This is a genomic window from Domibacillus indicus, assembly GCF_023715895.1.
GTDB classification, from domain to species: domain Bacteria; phylum Bacillota; class Bacilli; order Bacillales; family Domibacillaceae; genus Domibacillus; species Domibacillus indicus_A.
Genome location: NZ_JAMBOO010000001.1, coordinates 400,828 through 419,233, shown reverse-complemented (window position 1 = coordinate 419,233; position 18,406 = coordinate 400,828). Strand labels below are relative to the sequence as shown.

The 18,406-nt window shown below is 46.4% G+C and carries 19 protein-coding genes and 2 pseudogenes; 5 read left to right on the top strand and 16 right to left on the bottom strand.

Annotated features, from left to right (window positions below):
* Positions 1 to 41 precede the first annotated feature (41 nt).
* Positions 42 to 908, bottom strand: a complete 867-nt coding sequence (locus M3221_RS02230; protein WP_251269918.1) for an SDR family oxidoreductase — start codon at positions 906 to 908, stop codon at positions 42 to 44.
* A 173-nt stretch (positions 909 to 1,081) separates the two neighbouring features.
* Between M3221_RS02230 and lepB the strand changes: the two genes are divergently transcribed.
* Positions 1,082 to 1,618 carry a signal peptidase I gene (gene lepB, locus M3221_RS02225; RefSeq protein ID WP_251269917.1) on the top strand — a complete coding sequence of 179 codons (537 nt, stop codon included), beginning with the start codon at positions 1,082 to 1,084 and terminating at the stop codon, positions 1,616 to 1,618.
* A gap of 33 nt (positions 1,619 to 1,651) precedes the next feature.
* Here the strand turns inward: lepB and M3221_RS02220 are convergent, their stop codons facing one another.
* Positions 1,652 to 3,358: a methyl-accepting chemotaxis protein gene (locus tag M3221_RS02220; RefSeq protein ID WP_251269916.1), complete on the bottom strand. Its 1,707-nt coding sequence runs from the start codon at positions 3,356 to 3,358 to the stop codon at positions 1,652 to 1,654.
* 183 nt (positions 3,359 to 3,541) lie between these two features.
* Here M3221_RS02220 and M3221_RS02215 point away from each other — a divergent pair, with 183 nt between their 5' ends.
* Positions 3,542 to 4,021, top strand: coding sequence for a hypothetical protein (locus M3221_RS02215; protein WP_251269915.1), 480 nt, complete (start codon positions 3,542 to 3,544; stop codon positions 4,019 to 4,021).
* Between the two features lie 47 nt (positions 4,022 to 4,068).
* Here M3221_RS02215 and M3221_RS02210 read toward each other — a convergent pair whose 3' ends face one another.
* Positions 4,069 to 4,911 carry a TetR/AcrR family transcriptional regulator gene (locus M3221_RS02210; protein WP_251269914.1) on the bottom strand — a complete coding sequence of 281 codons (843 nt, stop codon included), beginning with the start codon at positions 4,909 to 4,911 and terminating at the stop codon, positions 4,069 to 4,071.
* Between the two features lie 130 nt (positions 4,912 to 5,041).
* Here M3221_RS02210 and M3221_RS02205 point away from each other — a divergent pair, with 130 nt between their 5' ends.
* On the top strand, positions 5,042 to 8,050 hold the full coding sequence (locus M3221_RS02205; RefSeq protein WP_251269913.1) for an efflux RND transporter permease subunit: 3,009 nt from the start codon (positions 5,042 to 5,044) through the stop codon (positions 8,048 to 8,050).
* Between the two features lie 100 nt (positions 8,051 to 8,150).
* Here the strand turns inward: M3221_RS02205 and M3221_RS02200 are convergent, their stop codons facing one another.
* Positions 8,151 to 8,333 (bottom strand): CsbD family protein, encoded by a 183-nt coding sequence (locus tag M3221_RS02200; protein WP_251269912.1) that lies wholly within the window; start codon positions 8,331 to 8,333, stop codon positions 8,151 to 8,153.
* A gap of 57 nt (positions 8,334 to 8,390) precedes the next feature.
* Positions 8,391 to 9,572: an AI-2E family transporter gene (locus tag M3221_RS02195; protein ID WP_251269911.1), complete on the bottom strand. Its 1,182-nt coding sequence runs from the start codon at positions 9,570 to 9,572 to the stop codon at positions 8,391 to 8,393.
* A 172-nt stretch (positions 9,573 to 9,744) separates the two neighbouring features.
* Between M3221_RS02195 and M3221_RS02190 the strand changes: the two genes are divergently transcribed.
* On the top strand, positions 9,745 to 10,551 hold the full coding sequence (locus M3221_RS02190) for a YitT family protein (protein WP_251269910.1): 807 nt from the start codon (positions 9,745 to 9,747) through the stop codon (positions 10,549 to 10,551).
* 271 nt (positions 10,552 to 10,822) lie between these two features.
* On the opposite strand, the gene M3221_RS02185 is transcribed toward M3221_RS02190, so the two are convergent.
* The 5 genes from M3221_RS02185 to mgrA form a co-directional block, all read right to left on the bottom strand.
* Positions 10,823 to 11,161, bottom strand: a complete 339-nt coding sequence (locus M3221_RS02185; RefSeq protein ID WP_251269909.1) for a DUF3139 domain-containing protein — start codon at positions 11,159 to 11,161, stop codon at positions 10,823 to 10,825.
* Positions 11,162 to 11,191: 30 nt separating this feature from the next.
* Positions 11,192 to 11,455, bottom strand: coding sequence for a hypothetical protein (locus tag M3221_RS02180; RefSeq protein WP_251269908.1), 264 nt, complete (start codon positions 11,453 to 11,455; stop codon positions 11,192 to 11,194).
* A 120-nt stretch (positions 11,456 to 11,575) separates the two neighbouring features.
* Complete coding sequence (locus M3221_RS02175) at positions 11,576 to 11,788, bottom strand: DUF2922 domain-containing protein (RefSeq protein WP_251269907.1); 213 nt, start codon at positions 11,786 to 11,788, stop codon at positions 11,576 to 11,578.
* 17 nt (positions 11,789 to 11,805) lie between these two features.
* Positions 11,806 to 12,021 carry a DUF1659 domain-containing protein gene (locus tag M3221_RS02170; RefSeq protein WP_251269906.1) on the bottom strand — a complete coding sequence of 72 codons (216 nt, stop codon included), beginning with the start codon at positions 12,019 to 12,021 and terminating at the stop codon, positions 11,806 to 11,808.
* A gap of 137 nt (positions 12,022 to 12,158) precedes the next feature.
* Positions 12,159 to 13,187, bottom strand: a complete 1,029-nt coding sequence (gene mgrA, locus M3221_RS02165; RefSeq protein ID WP_251269905.1) for an L-glyceraldehyde 3-phosphate reductase — start codon at positions 13,185 to 13,187, stop codon at positions 12,159 to 12,161.
* Positions 13,188 to 13,319: 132 nt separating this feature from the next.
* Here mgrA and M3221_RS02160 point away from each other — a divergent pair, with 132 nt between their 5' ends.
* Positions 13,320 to 13,634: a winged helix-turn-helix transcriptional regulator gene (locus M3221_RS02160; RefSeq protein ID WP_251269904.1), complete on the top strand. Its 315-nt coding sequence runs from the start codon at positions 13,320 to 13,322 to the stop codon at positions 13,632 to 13,634.
* A gap of 138 nt (positions 13,635 to 13,772) precedes the next feature.
* On the opposite strand, the gene M3221_RS02155 is transcribed toward M3221_RS02160, so the two are convergent.
* The 6 genes and pseudogenes from M3221_RS02155 to glcD all read right to left on the bottom strand — a co-directional run bounded on the left by M3221_RS02155 (position 13,773) and on the right by glcD (position 18,359).
* Entirely contained in the window at positions 13,773 to 13,910 is a 138-nt protein-coding gene (locus M3221_RS02155) for a YvrJ family protein (protein WP_242231721.1), read from the bottom strand.
* Positions 13,911 to 13,998: 88 nt separating this feature from the next.
* Positions 13,999 to 14,415: pseudogene (locus M3221_RS26760) on the bottom strand (diguanylate cyclase domain-containing protein).
* A complete protein-coding gene (locus M3221_RS02145) occupies positions 14,409 to 14,687 on the bottom strand; it encodes a cell wall metabolism sensor histidine kinase WalK (RefSeq protein WP_251269902.1) in 279 nt (92 codons plus the stop codon). Before M3221_RS02145 ends, M3221_RS26760 begins: the two are co-directional and overlap by 7 nt.
* Positions 14,684 to 15,271: a cache domain-containing protein gene (locus M3221_RS02140; protein ID WP_396120227.1), complete on the bottom strand. Its 588-nt coding sequence runs from the start codon at positions 15,269 to 15,271 to the stop codon at positions 14,684 to 14,686. The genes M3221_RS02145 and M3221_RS02140 overlap by 4 nt, the downstream gene beginning before the upstream one ends.
* A 350-nt stretch (positions 15,272 to 15,621) precedes the next feature.
* Positions 15,622 to 16,950, bottom strand: a pseudogene (locus M3221_RS02135) ((Fe-S)-binding protein).
* The gene (glcD, locus tag M3221_RS02130; RefSeq protein WP_251269900.1) at positions 16,947 to 18,359 is read right to left on the bottom strand and encodes a glycolate oxidase subunit GlcD; all 1,413 of its coding nucleotides are present in this window, start codon (positions 18,357 to 18,359) and stop codon (positions 16,947 to 16,949) included. The pseudogene M3221_RS02135 and the gene glcD overlap by 4 nt, the downstream one beginning before the upstream one ends.
* Positions 18,360 to 18,406 lie beyond the last annotated feature (47 nt).

The following is an 18,406-nucleotide window of genomic DNA, read 5'->3' as shown; positions in this document are numbered from 1 at the left end:
GTAAAAGGCAGAAAAGCGGACTGCTTTTCTGCCTGGAATGATCAAGAAGACATCGCCATACCACCATTGATATGAATACATTGTCCGGTAATATAAGCCCCTTCATCAGATGCAAGCAGCACATATGCGCCTGCATGGTCTGCCGGCTGTCCAGGGCGCCCGAGCGGGGTATTTGTTCCAAATTCGGCGACTTTCTCACCTTCAAATGTGGCCGGAATAAGCGGTGTCCAAATGGGGCCAGGTGCCACCATATTCACACGGATGCCTTTTGACGCCAGGTTTTGCGCCAGGCTGCGTGTAAAGCCGACGATCGCCCCTTTTGTTGCTGTGTAATCCATTAAGGTTGGGTTGCCGATATAAGGATTAATAGAAGTGGTGGAAATAATGGCGCTGCCTTGTTTTAAATGCGGCACCGCGTGCTTGCTCATAAAAAAGACGGAGTACATATTGGTACGGAACGTTTTATCCCACTGTTCTTCAGTAATATCTTCAATGTTTTGCGTTGGAAACTGAATCGCTGCATTATTTACGAGAATATCGAGTTTTCCCAGCTCGCTCACCGTTTTCTCTACGAGCTCCTTGCATGTATCTTCTTTTGAAACGTCGCCAGGGAGCAGGAGACAGCGTACACCTTCTGCTTCAATAAGCTGCTTTGTTTCTTCCGCGTCGCTATGTTCCTCAAGGTAGTTGACCGCCACATGAGCACCTTCTTTAGCATAGGCAATAGCAACAGCACGGCCAATTCCGCTGTCACCGCCTGTAATCAGCGCTACGCGGCCTTTTAGCTTGCCGCTGCCTATGTAGTTAGTCGGCTGAATCGGACGGGGCTCCATTTGAGATTCAATTCCCGGCTGCTTGGACTGTGACTGCGCCGGCTGGCCGTTTTTTTGCTGTTCATAAATATTCATCTGGATCTCCTCCTTCTTTTTGTACACAATAGTACCTTAACCTTTCCAGAAGATGGCTAAACGTATTCTTGCAGTTGTCCGTTTTAAAAGGGTGATTCTGGCATGAAAAGGATTCGGTTTGATACAATAAGGAAAAGGAATTGCTTCAATTGAAAAAGGGAGGGAAGAACTACATGAATTGGAGCGAAGTCATTTCGTGGATAAAGTCGATTGCCATGGCGGTCATCATCGCAGGTGCTGTACGCTACTTTTTATTTTCAAGTATTGTCGTACACGGAGAATCCATGGCACCGACATTTGAGAACGACGATAAAGTCATTATCACTAAAACAACGAAGGTCAATCGATTTGATCAAATCGTATTTGACGCGCCGGATGTGGATGAACATTATATTAAGCGGGTTATCGGAGTACCGGGCGATTCGATTGAGGTGAAAAATGATGTGCTGTACGTGAATGGAAAAGCGACAGAGGAGCCGTATTTAGATGAAAATCGGGCCGGACTGATGCCGGGGGAAAAGCTGATGGGTGACTTTACTTTAAAGGAAAAAACCGGGTATGACCGGGTTCCGGACGGATACTTATTTGTGATGGGCGATAACCGCCGTGTCAGCAAAGACAGCCGCGCGTTCGGGCTGATCCCGGAGAACAGTGTAAACGGAGAAGTGCAGCTGCGGTTTTATCCATTGTCCTCAATCCAGGCTTATTAAAAAAGCAGTCTCGGTAAAGAGACTGCTTTTTTATTAAACGGTAAAGCGTCGGGTCATCTCTTGAAGATGGGTTGCCATTTCCGCTAAAGAACGGGCAGAAGCGGCGATTTCCTCCATAGAGGCCATTTGCTCCTCAGATGCCGCCGAGACATTTTCCGTGCTGGCAGCAGCTTCTTCTGAGATAGAATGAATTTGATCCATGCTTGCAACAACTTGCTCAGTGCCGGCAGCCATTTGCTGGACAGCGGCGGATACCTCCTGGATTTGACCGGTTACGTCGCCGATTGCAGAAGTAATATCTGCAAACGAGCCGCCCGCATTATGCACCACATTAATACCGCCCTGTACTTCAGCTGTGGCTGATTTCATCGCTTCGACGGCTTGGGCGGTTTCTGCTTGAATAGTGGAAATCAGCTCGGAAATTTGGCTGGCTGACTGGGCAGATTCTTCGGCAAGCTTACGAACTTCATCGGCTACCACCGCAAATCCGCGGCCTTGTTCGCCGGCCCGTGCCGCTTCAATCGCTGCATTCAGCGCAAGCAGATTCGTTTGGGCAGCGATCGCTGTAATAGAATCAATAATCTGGCCAATTTCGTTTGAACGGCGGCCGAGTCCTTGAATCACACCAGAAAGCCCGTCGAATGTTGTATTGATGGATCCCATTTGGTTAACGGCCTGGCGGATTGATGCGTTTCCGGCAGTCGCACGTTCAATCGCCCCAGCAGCTGTTTCGGAGACAGAGTGTGCATTGCGCGCGATTTGCTGAACGCCGTCTGCCAGTTCATTCATCGTTGCCATTGTGTCAGACACTTGACGCAGCTGGCTGTCCGACCCGCTTGCCATTTCTTCCATTGTGTTTGCGATCAATTCAGTCGCACGCGTCGTTTCCTCTGAATTCGCATTGAGCTCCTCGGAAGAAGCCGCAACCTGCTCCGCCGTTTCAGCGACCTGCCGAATCACCTCACGCAATCCGCTCGTCATGTCATTGAATGACGCAGTCAGCTGTCCAAGCTCGTCACGAGAAACATACGTTCCGGAAGCGGTTAAATCTCCTTTTTGAGCCTGGCTCATTAATTCCTGAATGGTACGAATAGGATGGGTGATCATCCGGGAAATCAAAATTGCAAGTCCCACGAAAAGAAGAATGGAAAGAAGAGAAGCGATTAAAATAATCGCGTTTGCTTTTTGGGCGCTTTCCTGGTTTTCATTGTTTAATACAGCCGCCGTGTCTCGATTATAATTGCTTAATTGAGTGCCAAGCTCTGTCATTTTTGCACGTGCAGGTTCTACTTCTGCTAAGTACTGCTCGTAGGCCTCTTTATTTTTATTTTGTCCAGCGAGAATTTGAGCATCGATTGCTTTTTCACTGAACGTTTTAAATTCTTCTACAAACGGCTCAGCCATTTCGAGTTCTTTCGGATCGGATTTGCTGGCGTTCAAGTAGTCTTCCATGAGCTTGTTATTTTCATCGATCAAGTTTTCCGTTTTCTCGCGGAGCTCCTGGTTCATGTTTGAATCAGTAGAGATCATTAATTCCAGTGTATAAGCCGTGATGGCCCGGTTGTTCGTCCGGATTTGGCCGATGTTTTGGATGGAAACCAGTTTATTTTCATACATCTCCTTCGACTTTTCGGCTGTCTGATTCAAAAAGAAATAGCTGGTACCGCCGATCATCAGCAAAAAAAGAACAGCCGCTATGATTAAAACGAGCATTTTCTGGCCAATTTTCAGATGTTTCATGGGTATAACCTCCTAGTTATTGTCGTAATATGTCGATATCTTGCTATGTATTTCGGCAAAAAATGATAAATATTTAGCTCTTTTGGCCAGCTTTTTGGGAGAAATGATAAATATTTTATTTAATTTTAAAAGCGGGGCTGCAAATGATATACTACGGTCATCTAAAAAGAAAAGAGGCGTACCATGCTTACATTTGAAGAAAAAAAAGCAATTCTTGCGACATTTCCGCAGCTGACAGCGAAAGATGTGTCGTTAAAGCGTGTTAATTACCATTTTGAGGAAAGTTTGTATGAAAAAACAGTGGTCGTGTACCACCTGCATCCTAATGGGAATGGATTTGTTTTTGTCGGCGACTTGCCGGGGTATGAAGCTGATTCAAAAGGGCTTGTCAATATTCGGGACTTTTCAGAAAGTGAACTCCGGGCAGCGGTATCGGATTCGATCCGGTACTTATCAGATAAACCAGAAGACGAAGCCATTGAGCAGGAGGAGCTTGTGAAAGAAACGGAATGGAAAAACCGTGAAGGACAAGTGCTGGTGCTTGCGAATGAAGATGAGCTGTGGAATGTGTACACAGGTTTGAATTTGGAAGAAAGCTTTGAATCATTTAAAGAAGCAGAGCGTTATTTGCTGGAAGAAGGATTCCGGCCGCAATCGAAGTAAGAAAAGCCCTGGCATTCCTGCCAGGGCTTTTCTTATGAAACGATCTGTTACCCAAGTTTGTAATAGTTTTTCACAGCCTGCATAAACTCGTGGAGGCTGGGTTCTTCGGTCAGATTGGCAAGCATACCGCGCAGCACAGCGGGCCGCGGACTGCTGCTTTGGAGTTCCTGTTCGATCACATCAAGCGAAACGAAGATGTCATCAGACCAGTTTTCCTGCTTTAAATCAGACAGCCAAAGAACGAAAAGATCGTCGTTCAGGTGATGCTTAAACAAATTTTCCATGATTTGCGAGTCGATCACAGGCGGCTTGGCGCGGCGCTTCAGCCCGGCCTGCAGATCATCGGCACTATCTAATAAAAACTCCGCAAATGAATGGACGTCCAGCTCTATTCCATCCACAAGTGTCATATGCAAAAACGCATGCTGGATGCCTTGAAGTGCAGCAGACAAGTCCCAAAAGTACGGTTCAATCTCGCGTCCATACATACCGATCAGCCGGTTTCGATAAAGTTGATGCGTCTCCGTACGCATTTTGAAAATAAACGCTTCGATATCGTCATTGAATGGAATTGCATTTTCGCGTGCCTGCATGATAAGAAACTCTTTATGTTGTTGAATCTCACGCATTTGGCATTCAATTTGTTTTACAAACTTTTCGCGCGGCGGCAAGTCTTCAGATTCAATCGTCTTGATTTTAGCTGACAACAAATCAAAGTAATAATGCAGAACCGCTAACAGCAATGCTTCTTTGGATTTAAAGTGAAGATAAAAAGCACCTTTTGATATGTCGCAGGCGGTGGCGATTTCTTGTATGGAAGTGGCAGCAAAGCCTTTCTGGGCAAATAGTTTAAGGGATTCTTCAATAATTCGTTGTTCTTTCTCAGTCATAGACGTTCACCTCTACTTCTATTATGACCCACAAGTCACTGTTTTGAAACCGGAAATTATTTGACGGTTGACCGACTAGTCATATATATTGAAAAGAGAACTGACCGGTTGGTCATAAAGGAGAGGAAACATGAACGCGTTAATTAACTTCGTCTTGAAAAACAAATTTGCCGTCTGGCTGATGACCATCATCATAACCGCGGCTGGTTTGTATGCCGGGCTTTCTATGAAGCTTGAGACGATTCCTAATATCACGCCGCCAATTGTGACAGTAACAACGGTCTATCCGGGAGCGACGCCGGAAGAAGTGGCGGACAGTGTGTCAGAACCCATTGAAAAGCAGCTTCAAAACTTAGGAGGCGTAAAAGTCGTCAGCTCGACTTCCTATCAAAACGCTTCCTCTGTCCAAGTAGAATACAGCTTCTCAACGGATATGGAAAAAGCGGAACAGGAAGCAAAAGAAGCACTTGAGGACCTGGATTTTCCAGAAAACGTGCAGGAGCCTGACGTATCGCGTTTAAGCATTAATGCATTTCCGGTCATGGCGCTCAGTCTTTCAGACCAAAACCTGTCTCTGGAGGAGCTGACAACACTTGTAGAAGAGGAGATTGTACCGGAAATTGAAGGCACTGAAGGTGTGGCATCGGTTCAAATATCCGGCCAGCAGGTGGAGGAAGCAACCGTTGTGTTTGATCAGGCAAAGCTTGCCCAGCTGAAGCTGGATGAGGACACAGTGACGAAAATGATTCAAGGAGCTGACATTCAAGCACCGCTTGGCTTATTTGAATTTGGCAGCACGGAAAAGTCTGTGATGGTTGATGGCAATATTACAACGCTTGAAGACTTGAAGAATCTTCTAATCGGACCGGTCAAGCTGTCGGATATCGCCGAGGTGAAATTAACCGGAAAAGCCGAATCGATTTCCCGAACAAACGGCCAGGAATCAATTGGCTTGCAAATTGTAAAAGCAGCCGATGCGAATACAGTGGACGTTGTCAATGCAGTAAAAGAAAAAGTAGATGAGTTTGAAAGTGATATGGACGGTCTGACGATTACTTCTACTTTTGACCAAGGCGGTCCAATTGAAGAATCTGTGAAAACAATGCTGAACAAAGCGCTGTTCGGTGCTCTTTTTGCGGTTATTATTATCATGCTGTTTTTGCGTGATGTACGCTCGACGGTTATCTCAGTTATTTCAATTCCACTGTCGATTTTAATTGCGTTAATTTTACTGAAACAAATGGATATTACGTTGAATGTTATGACCCTTGGAGCGATGACAGTTGCTATTGGGCGCGTCATTGATGATTCGATCGTGGTTGTGGAAAACATTTATCGGCGCCTGTCGCTTCAGGGTGAGACGCTGCGCGGAAAAGAACTGATCCGTGAAGCAACAAAAGAAATGTTCGTGCCGATTATGTCTTCCACTATTGTAACCATTGCGGTGTTCCTGCCGCTTGGGCTGGTAGAAGGTACGGTAGGCGAATTGTTTCTTCCATTTGCGCTGACGGTTGTGTTCGCGCTGCTTGCCTCGCTCCTGGTAGCTGTCACCATTGTGCCAATGCTCGCCCATACACTGTTTAAACGCGGTGTTAAGGCAAAAGCACACGAAGAAAAGCCAGGACGGCTTGCAGCGGGTTACCGTTCTGTGTTGAACTGGACCTTAAATCATAAAATCATTACATTTCTAACGGCCGTTGTGCTCCTGATCGGCAGCTTTTTCTTAGTGCCGAAGATCGGCGTCAGCTTCCTGCCTAGTGAAGAAGAGAAAATGGTTATTGTCACGTACGCCCCGGAGCCGGGACAGACAATGGAGGAAGTAGCGGATATTGCGGCTGATGCGGAGCGCTACTTTATGGATATCGACGATGTAGAGACGGTTCAGTATTCAGTCGGAAGTGAAAATCCGATGAACCCGGGCCAATCGAACAGCGCCATGTTTTATGTGATGTATAACGAAGAGACAAAAGATTTCACACAGAAAAAAGAAGACGCGCTCAAAGATTTGCAAGACTCTGTTTCTAAAGGAGAATGGGCGTCGCAGGACTTCTCGGCCAGCGCCGGAAGTAATGAAGTCGCCGTTAATATTTACGGCGAAGAGCTGGAAGACATCGAGCCGGTTGTGGCAAATGTAGAAGAGATGATGAAAGATAGCGGTGATTTTAAAAAGGTGGAAACAGGTCTTGCAGACGCCTATGAAGAATACACGCTCGTTGCCGATCCAGAAAAAATGGCGGCAGCAGGCCTGACTGCCGGTCAAATCGCTATGGAGCTGAGCCCGGTGCGGGAACGCCCAATTTTAACGACGATTGAAAGGGATGGGGAAGACGTCAATGTTTATATTGATGTGCCTGCGCAGTCATATGAATCTATTGACGATATCACGAACCGTTCTGTTTCAGCAATGAACGGCCAGCCGGTGAAAATCGGCAGTGTAATGACGGTAGAAGAAGGAGAAACATCCGATACGGTTTCCCGCCGTAATGGGAAAGTTTTTGTGGATGTGAGCGGAGAGCTGAAAGGCGACGATGTATCTGCGGCATCCAATTCACTGCAGGAAAAACTCGATAAACTTGATTTGCCTGCAGGTGTAAATGTAGAAATGGGCGGTGTAACGCAGGATATTAATGAGTCGTTTACGCAGCTTGGCCTTGCTATGCTGGCGGCGATTGCGATTGTGTATCTCGTACTCGTCATTACATTTGGCGGCGGTCTCGCACCATTCGCAATTTTGTTCTCGCTGCCGTTTGCTATTATCGGTGCGCTTGTGGCGCTCTTGATTGCTGGCGAAACAATCAGTATTTCCTCTATGATTGGTGCGCTTATGCTGATCGGGATTGTAGTAACGAATGCGATCGTGCTGATTGACCGAGTCATTCATAAAGAACGCGAAGGCTTAACGACGCGTGAAGCGCTGCTCGAAGCAGGATCAACACGTCTGCGTCCTATTTTAATGACAGCGCTGGCGACGATTGGTGCCCTGTTTCCACTTGCGCTCGGTCTCGAAGGAGGAGGCTTGATTTCAAAAGGCCTCGGTGTAACTGTAATCGGCGGCTTGACAAGTTCAACTTTGCTGACACTTGTTATTGTGCCGATTGTATATGAAGTTCTATCCAAATGGATGAAAAAAAGAGTATAAAAAAAGCAGCTTCCTGATCAGGAAGCTGCTTTTTTGTACACTGGTCATGGAAAGTAAAAAACACCCGCAGTTATTACACTGCGGGTGTTTTGGCAGGTGGTTAACGATGGTCTTTCGCATGACCAATATGGTTCTGCACATCGCCTTTTAATTTATCAGCTTTGCCCTCTGCCTGCATTTTTGCGTTGTCTGTTGCATTCCCTACCTGGTCTTTTACCTCACCTTTTGCTTTGTTTACGGCGCCTTTTAATTTGTCGCCAAGTCCATTGTTGTCATGTGCCATGATGAAAACATCTCCTTTTTGATACGTCTAGTAGATGTTTACCCGGGCTGCACAGTCTTAAACAAGATCATCATCCGTTTCAACAACAGCATACTGATCATCCGCTTTTTCGGAAAAACGGTTATAACGAGCTTTAAATAAGCCAAACATATACTGAACAATGACTTTTAGAAGCGCATAAGTCGGCAGGCCGATCAACACACCGACCACGCCGTACAGGTGGGCAGCCGTCAGCAAAACGAAAATAATGGTGACCGGGTGAATTTGCAGCGATTTGCCCATAATTTGCGGAGAAATAAATTTACCTTCTAAAAGCTGGACAACTGTCCATACTAAGGCAAGCTTCACCACCATAAACGGTGAGGTCACGATGGCAATAATAATCGCTGGTGTAATGGCAATGACCGGTCCGAGGTATGGCACAACGCTGGTTACGCTGGCAATAGCCGCAAGCAGCAGCGCATAATCAAGGCCGATAATGAGAAAGCCGATATACATCATAATTCCAATGCAAAGACTCACCAGCATTTGTCCTTGAATATATGAGCGAAGCTGTTCATCCATTTCAATCAGCATCGCCCCAGTACGGCCGCGCATTCTTGGCGGCAGCACATGCAGGAAGCCGTTATAAAGCTTATGGCCGTCTTTTAGCAGGTAAAACAAAATAAACGGCACAGTTACGAGCGAGACAATGAAATTAGTGAGTGTAGCGATCACATTCGTAATACTGTCAAGCGTATGCCCGGCAAAATCAGAAAAATTCTGCGTAATGGATCCTAGAAACTGTTCAGCGTTCGTCTGCATATTTTTAGAGATTTCCATGTATTGGGCTTCAAAGGGCGAGTTCCGTGCCCACATATCGATATCCATGCCGAGCTGCCGGGCGTAGCTTGGGAATGAAGCAATCAGCGCTTCAGTCTGATCCCGCAAAAAAGGCAGGATAGTCACCAGCAAAACGGTAATCAGGCCGGACAGCGCCACGAAAACAATTAAAATTCCCCAGCCGCGCTGTATTTTATAGCGCTGAAGCAGATTCACAAGCGGGCTTAATAAGTAGTAGCCAACAATGGATAAAATAACGGGGAGGGCAACGGTGCCGATAAACCCGAAAATTGGGTCAAAAATAAAGGAAACTCGGGAATATACCATAATAGTAAGCCCAAGCAAAAGCACAAGGCTTAAGACGAATAGGGCTGTGCGTCCGCCTAAAAAACGGACGAGCGGGGATTGTTCATTCATTCAGGTCCACTCCTCTGGCAAATCACAAGGGCGAACGAAGCTGCCTTTGATTCCTTCTATTATACAATAAGAAGAAAAAAAACACGCATTTGCCGCTTTTCTGAAAACACTATTTTTAAAGGAACTGCCAGTTTTTCTCTTATAATGAAGAAAAAAAAGGGGGAGCTGCTTTATGCACATTTTGCTTATACTGGCGGGTTCCGTGCTGATTGCCATCGCGTATAATTTCTTTTTAATCCCACACGAGATTTTAAGCAGCGGATTAAGCGGGGTAGCGATCATGCTTGGCATTATTACGCCACTGAATACCGGATTGTTAAACTTTTTATTAAACCTTCCGCTGCTCATACTCGGGGTAGTCAAGCTTGGAAAGAAATTTATTGCGTATACGATTTTATCGGTTGTATCGCTGTCTTTGTTTCTTTATTGGATTCCCATCACGCAGCTGTCCACTGAGCCGATCCTCTCTTCTTTGTTCGGCGGCGTGCTAACGGGTGCGGGAGTCGGCCTGACTTTCCGTGCGTCTGCTTCATCCGGCGGTTTTGATATTATCGCGATGCTGCTGGCACGCAAGCGGGACTTCCCGCTCGGCACACTGCTGTCCATCATGAATGCAATTGTGATTGTTGCCGCGGGCTTTCTGTTCAGCTGGGATGCTGCCCTCAGCACCTTGATTGCCATTTACGCAACAGGCAAAGTGGTTGATACGATTCACACGAAGCACATTAAGCTCACGCTGCATATCGTAACCTCAAAAGGCGATGAGCTTTGTGCGAAAATGCTGAAAAACCTGTACCGCGGCATTACCGTCACGGAAGCAAAAGGTGCATATTCCGGCGAAAGCCGCTCCGTCTTAATGACCGTCATTACCCGTTATCAATTAAATGAAGTGAAACAGATGATTCAAGAAGTCGACCCGCACGCGTTCGTAAACATTACGCAGACGGTTGAAGTAATGGGGCTGTTTCACCGGGAATAAAAACCGATCCGCAAAAGCGGATCGGTTTTTATATTGTCCTTTTCATATAATACAAGCACGAACGAGAGCATGGAGTAAGAATTTTTCCTGCCTGATCAAATTCTGTCCAGCTTTCTTTCAGTGGAGGGTAATTCATTCTCCTGCTGATTGTCCTTCCTCATAGAGTCCTTCCGATAGCAAAAATGAGCAGAAGAGTGGTTATATTGATCAATGTCATTACTTTCGTTCTATATTTTTCTTACCTTGATAAATGTCCTTATGTTGGTTTGTTTCAGTGATTGAAGTTATTCGCACGCTCCAGCAGGAACACGCCGTTTTGGGAAGGTATAGAAAAAAGCTTTACCTGACCGTTTTCTCCACTGTAAAACTCGTAGTGAGTTTCTGGTTCCTTTTTTCGCACTACTGTAACACGATACCGCCAGGGTGTTCCGTTTGACATCCAGTCATCAACGACTTTAATGGATAAAAGGTCATCCTCACTCCAGCCTTGGCTTTTTTCTAAATAAGCGAGCACTTCCTGTTTCACTTGTTTTTCTTTGAATAGGTGAGGGCCCCACAAATAGAAAGCAGGATAAGCGGCCAACAGAAATAAAACAATCCATTTTGCCATATTCAGCACTCCAGTCTGCTTTTTTACTGCTTACATCGGTACAACGCCTGTCCTTAGAACCACGAGCAAAAATAAAAAACAAAAAGCCAGGCTGTTTAACATAATGCTGATACGTGCAGCCCGTCCTCTTTTTCCTAAAAGAGCATAAAGAATACCGAGCAATGGAAACAGCCCCATTAAAAAAATGGAAAATTCATCGAACGTATAGAAAAACACATCAGCCATCATAAGAAAAGGAATAGAAAAATAAACAAATAAGCAGATAATAGAAAAGAAAATATAATATTTTTTCATCAAAAACTCTCCTTTAGTGTAAAAATACACTAAAGGAGAGTTTTTGTAAATGGATATTTTTAAAATCAATTTCAATCGTATGAAAAAGCCTGCCCGGTTCAAAACGGGCAGGCTTCACGATTATAAAATCTCGGTTACTTCACGGTCGATCAAGCTGGCACTTTTGGCAGCGGTGAATAAGCCGGTTGAGGCCATAAAAACGCCGGATGCGATAATCGCGTTCATCGCCTGCGTAACGGCTGCCGCATCCACCGGTTCAACCGGTGTATCGATCGTGAGGCTGGACGTGCCGCCTCCGGCAGTAGTGAATTGAAGCTGTAGGGTTTTAGCCATACAGTATTCCTCCTTTTTTAGTTAATAGTCGAAGTATCGTTTCGCTCAATGGATACGAGCGGCCGTGCAGACAGCCCGGCAATCGCTGCAGCGGCAGCATTAAACTGATCAGGTGTGACATCTGTTTTTACGTTTGAATATGTTTTTGTTTGGAACAGCTGCTTGCCATTTTCATCTACGCCATTGTCAAACGTAAGGCGCAGTGATGATTTCGTTAAAGTTGCTTGTGCCATTGTTTTCCCCTCCTTTCACCCTTTATGTACAAGGAAGAAAGGAAAACCGATACCCTTATTTAAAAAAAGATGGGATGTATGCGGGACAGATACAATGTATAAACAAAAAGCCATCCCCCAAAAAGGGATGGCCGCTGTCAGGCATTGACGTCACGTAATAAAATGGAGTTGATTTTTGAAAGCTCTTCATCAGAAAAGTGAAGGTTGTCAAGAGCTTTTACGTTTTCTTCAATCTGGCTTACTTTGCTTGCGCCAATCAGGGCCGAAGTGACCCGGCCGTTACGCAGTACCCAGGCTAGAGCCATCTGGGCAAGCGACTGGCCGCGTTCCGCAGCCATGTCGTTTAAAGCACGGATTTGTACCCGGACTTCATCGGTAATCCGCTCTTTCTCCAGAAATCCGGTATTTTTAGCGGCACGAGAATTGTCAGGTACGTCGTGAATATATTTATTTGTCAGCAGTCCCTGCGCCAGCGGACAAAAAGCGATCGAACCAATGCCGTGTTCATCCAGTACATCCTGCAGGCTGTCTTCTATCCAGCGCTCGAACATCGAATAAGACGGCTGGTGAATGAGAATCGGCGTGCCAAGTTCCTTGGCAATACTTGCTGCTTCGGCTGTCTGTTCGGCAGAATAACTCGAAATTCCGACATACAAAGCTTTTCCCTGGCGGACAAATAAATCCAGCGCCCCGATGGTTTCTTCTAAAGGCGTATCCGGATCTGGGCGGTGAGAATAAAAAATATCCACATAGTCAAGATTCATCCGTTTCAAGCTTTGATCCAGGCTGGCAGTTAAATATTTTTTTGACCCCCATTCACCGTAAGGGCCTTCCCACATATAATAACCGGCTTTGGTAGAGACAATGATTTCGTCGCGGTACGGAGCAAAATCACTGCGCATGATTTTTCCAAACATAGCTTCAGCAGAGCCTGGCGGCGGTCCATAGTTGTTGGCAAGATCAAAATGAGTAATGCCGAGATCAAACGCCCGGCGCAGCATTGCCCGGCCATTTTCAAATGTATCAACACCGCCGAAGTTGTGCCAGAGGCCCAGTGAAATGGCGGGGAGAAGAAGACCTGATTTTCCGCTTCGGCGGTATTGCATGCTGCCTTTGTAACGGTCAGGATTTGCCAGGTAACGATCGGAGTTGGTTAGGTAGCTCATGTAAAAGTCTCCTTTGTCTCATAGTCTTCTTTCAGTGTAACGCTTTCATTTTTCACTGAAAAGTAGTGAAATTTTTAAAAGGTAATATGGTATGGTATAGGTACTATCAAAAAGATAGTAAGGGGGATGGATATGAGTAAAGAAGAATTGGTTATTGACTGTTCGATTGAACGGGCACTCGATATCATTGGATCCAAATGGTCTTTTTTAATCCTGCGGGAATTGTTCTGTGGAACGAAACGGTTTGGAGAACTTGAACGCGCTGTCCAGGGGGTCAGTCCAAAATCTCTGTCCGATACGCTTCGCCGTCTAGAAGCGAATGACATTGTTGTGCGGACCGTGTACCCGACCGTACCACTTCGCGTCGAGTATACGTTAACCGAAAAAGGGCAGGATTTTCATAAGATTATTAAAGAAATGAAGCTGTGGGGCGCGAAATGGGGATGAGAGAACCAGAAACATGTAAACAGGGCCGGACTACTTGTTATGAAGACCGAAAAACTACTTTTTCCGGCCTGGCTATGCGGAAATCCGTCCGTCACCATGAAAAGCAGCCTCCTTTAGAAAGGAGAGCTGCTTTTTCTTTTATTCTTTCATTTTATCAGGCAGATTTTGAATAGACTGAATGACGCCATCAAGCTTCGTTTCAATCCGGTACAAAAGGTAAAAAGTCACCGCGATTGGAAAGCCGACGTCCTGAATAAGCGGCAGTATCGTCTCCATCAAACCATCCTCCTTTCTAATGGTTATATACAGGGAATGCGCTCAATTCGAAACCCCGTTTGAAAAAAAACACTGTGAACGGAACCGTTCACAGTGTTACAGATTCATAGGTTGTATTCCGGGCGCGTCCCTTGCGCTTTGACGTATAAAGAGCTTCATCTGCTTTTCGTATTAAAAGAGACGGGTGGTCGCCAGGCTGAGGCGTAAGAGCGGCGCCTCCAATACTAACCGTAATCACTTTGTTTTTATGGTCTTCATGCGAAATGCCAAGACGTTCAACTGCCGGGCGGCAAAATAACGGCCAGTTCTTCGCCGCCATAGCGTGCAGCAGCAGCCCCAACTTCTTTTGCGATCTCATCTGCTACTCTTGCTACATGCTGCAGCGCTCTGTCACCGGTATCATGCCCGTATCGGTCGTTGTATTTTTTAAAAAATCAATATCGAGCAGAAGAAGAGAAAGCGGCTCTCTTTGTTCGAGCGCTTTTTTCCATGACAGCGTCAGCATATCATCAAAAAAGCGGCGGTTAAGCTGTCACTGAATGACAAGTGCCGCAGCTGCTCATTAGTCCGTCGCATTTCTTCTTCTGCCTGCAGGCGAAGTGCCTGCTCCCTTTGAAGGTCGCGTGCCATATCGTTATAAGCGCTGCAAAGCCCGCTGAATTCTTTGGATGCATTTGCAAATACCCGATCGTCAATTCGGTGGCTGTAATGGCCTTTTCGCAAAATGGTGGTTCCTTCGAGCAGGGCTGGAATCGGCTCGGTGATCCGGCCGATCAACCGGCGTATAAAAAATAAGAAATAACAAAAATAACCAGTAAAATAATGCTCATGAAAAAAAGCGTATCCCGAAACGGCTGCTCAATTTCCGCGGTGGACACTTCGCTGATCAGCACCCACTCATCTCCATTGGTCCACGTGTATTGGCCGATGGATTCCACCCCGTTTGCGTTTATATACGGCTCGGTTCGTTTTTTTCGCTTCAGCGCATCCTGAAACAGTTCGGTGTTGTTTAAGGAAGCAGGAAATGTGCGGGAGGAAGCGCTTAGTACGGCGCTGGTTTTATCAACCAGGAACACCGTACCCGTTTTTCCGTATGCAAAGTCGCCGACAATATGGCGAATGTCATTAACGAGGACAATGCCGGCGAGGATTCCGTCAAACCGGCCATTTTCTTTAGTAACGGGAGCGGAAAAAATGATCGAGCGAATGTTTCGATCTCCAATCAGCCGTACACCAGTTGTAAACGTGTGCCACTCCATACCTTCCTGAAAATAAGGCGTGTTGTGCACACTAATTTTTCTCGTTGCAGCTCTGGGGTTCATGTTGTAGAGTATACGTCCGCTGCTGTCAGCATAAAACAAGTCGTAAAAAAGCGCCCTTTAAGCGTCTTTGACATCCAATTATATATTTGTGAAAAGAGCTTCATTTTTTCTCCTCCACTGTTTCTCTCTTCTTTTATTGGAACAAATTAATAGATCGGTATCGATTTTTCTTGTGCTTCTCTACACAAAAAGAAAAGGAGTTTTTTTCTTCTATCAAAGGTGATGAAAGTTTTTATTTTGAAGTGGGAAGCCGGTATCCGCTGGGGATGAAAAGCTCAAAAAAGCAGGGCTAAAAAACGGAAGTGCTGCAAAAACAAACGGCCGGCTGAAGAGAGAATTGGCTGCTTTCGGATAACGAAAAAAAACGGCAGGGAGCCTGCCGTTTTTATTTAAGATTCACATGCCTCCAGCAGAAGATCGACAATATGCACTGCCTGAATGGAATCCGTCAAGCCTTCCCGCTCAATGCCAAGCTTCATTTGCAGCAGGCAGCCTGGATTAGCAGTGACAATAGTTGTCGCGCTTGTGGCTTTTGCGTGCTCCATTTTGTGATCTAGAATCTGCATCGACATGCTGCTTTCTACGATATTGTATATACCGGCCGACCCACAGCACGAATCCGCTTTCTCCATTTCGCGGTAGTCTGCGCCTTCAATCGCCTGCATCAGCACACGCGGAGCGGCGTGCGTATGCATTACGTTGCGCAAATGGCATGAATCCTGGTACGTAATCACTTGCGGATCCACTTTCAGCCGCACCTTTTCGTGAAACTTCAGTTCAAATAGGATTTGAGTAATATCTTTTATTTTCGCTGTAAACGCACGGGCACGTTCACTGTAGTAGGGATCGTCTTTTAGCAGATGATCGTAATCGATTAAAAAAGCACCGCAGCCGCCGGCATTTGTAATAATGTAATCGGCCTTTGTTCGTTCGAAGGCATCAATGTTACGTTTGGCAAGTTCTTTTGCGCCATCCTTTTCACCGCTGTGGCCGTGCAGTGCGCCGCAGCAATTCTGGCCGTCGGGAATCACCACATCGCAGCCTGCCCGTTGAAGCAGCTTGAGCGTCGCATTATTCGTATCAAGAAACATTGTATCCATCAAGCAGCCGGAAAAAAAAGCAACGGTTGCTTTTTTCTCCGCAAGAGCAGTAAGGGATCGGCTGCGATTTTTCATCGCACTTCTTGTTGGCACAGCGGGAAGGGACCGTTCCATTGCCTGCATACTTTCCGGAAACAGCTTCATAAATCCGAGCTTTCACGCTGTTTTTTGCAGGCCGCTCCGCTGGTAAATGCCAAGCAGATTGACGGCATGTTCCATCCGGTTTTGGTGAGGGAAGAGACCTTCAAATACTGTTTTACGGACCGCTTTTGTTGCCGGCTTAAATTCGTTATGACCAGCAAAAATATCACGCGCTTCTTCAAGCAAATGGCCATAGTTGACGCCTGCCGGACAAACCGGCTCACAGGCGCGGCAGCCAAGGCATAAGTTCAGTGAGCGTTCCACTTCCGCATCCGGGGCGATCAGTCCGTCATGGACTGCTTTCATAAGTGCAATCCGGCCGCGCGGCGACTGGCTTTCATCAAATCCGGTTTCAATATACGTCGGGCAGGAGGGCAGGCAAAAGCCGCACTGCATGCAGTTTAACAGTTCACCCTCGTCCATGCGTAAGCTGAATTGTTCTTGAATCGTCCGTTCACGTGCTGTCATCGTTGTCATAGTGTCACCACCACCCGTTTTCTCGTTTCTTTTGCAAACAGCTTGCCCGGGTTCATAATGTTTTCTGGATCAAATGACTGCTTGATCGCTTTCATAATGGCAATACCTTCCGGGCCCACTTTCCATTCTAAGTACGGCGCTTTCATCATCCCGACACCGTGCTCACCGGTAATCGTTCCGCCGAGTTCAATCGCTTTTGCGAAAATATCGGCGAATGCCGCTTCAACCCGTTCCATTTCATCATGGTCACGCGAATCAGTCGGACACGTCGGATGCAGGTTTCCATCGCCAGCGTGGCCGAACGTAGCAATGCGCACGTTATGCTTTTCCGCAATTTTATTAATCGCTTTCACCATGTTGGCGATTTCTGACCGAGGCACGGTTGCATCCTCTAAAATCGTTGTCGGCTTTAGACGGGCGAGAGCGGAAAGGGCGGAACGTCTTGCCGTTGTGAGTGCCAGTGCTTCCGCTTCCGTTGCAGCAATCTGTACTGAAACAGCTTGCTCGCGTGTACAGATATCCGCCATCTTTTCCATGTCGCGCGCGACAATTTCCGGCGGGCCGTCCTGTTCAATCAGGAGCACCGCTTCCACATCCGTCGGTAAGCCGATTTGGGCAAAGTCTTCAACGGCAATGAGTGTCGGCCGATCTAAAAATTCGAGTGTTGCTGGAATAATTTTCGCTGCGATAATTTCACTGACCGATTTCGCTGCCGCGTCCATGCTTTCATAAAGGGCAAGCATTGTCTGCTTCGTTTCTGGCATTGGAATAAGTTTCAGCGTCGCTTCCGTAATGACGGCAAGTGTGCCTTCTGAGCCGACGAGCAGCCTCGTTAAATCGTAACCGGCTACATCTTTTGCCAGCTTGCCGCCGGTACGGATGATATCGCCGTTTGGCAGAACGGCTTCGAGCGCCATCACATAATCGCGCGTCACGCCGTATTTTAAGCCGCGCAAGCCGCCGGAATTTTCGTTAATGTTGCCGCCTATCGTGGAAATCTTCATCGAGCTCGGGTCTGGCGGATAAAATAAGCCTTTTTGTTCCACGGCTTTAATCATATCGAGTGTAATGACACCGGGCTGCACCGTTACGGTTAAATTTTCTTCATCAATTTCTAAAATGTTGTTCATATGTTTGAATAGAAGGACAATACCGCCTTCAGAAGGAACCGTCCCGGCCGCGAGATTAGTGCCAGAGCCGCGCGGGACGATCGGAATTTTATTGTCACGGCAAATGTTTACAATTTTGTAAATTTCTTCTGTGCAGCGCGGCGCGATAACGGCATCCGGCATCGACTGGAAGTTTGGTGTAGCATCGTATGAATACACAAGACGGCCGGCAGAAGAAGTAATAACATTATCCTCGCCGACAATACGCTTGAATGTTTGAATGTTTTCCGAAGAAATCATGATCAATCGCTCCTTTTCCCCTTAATCATAAGGTGATTGAAAGCGAA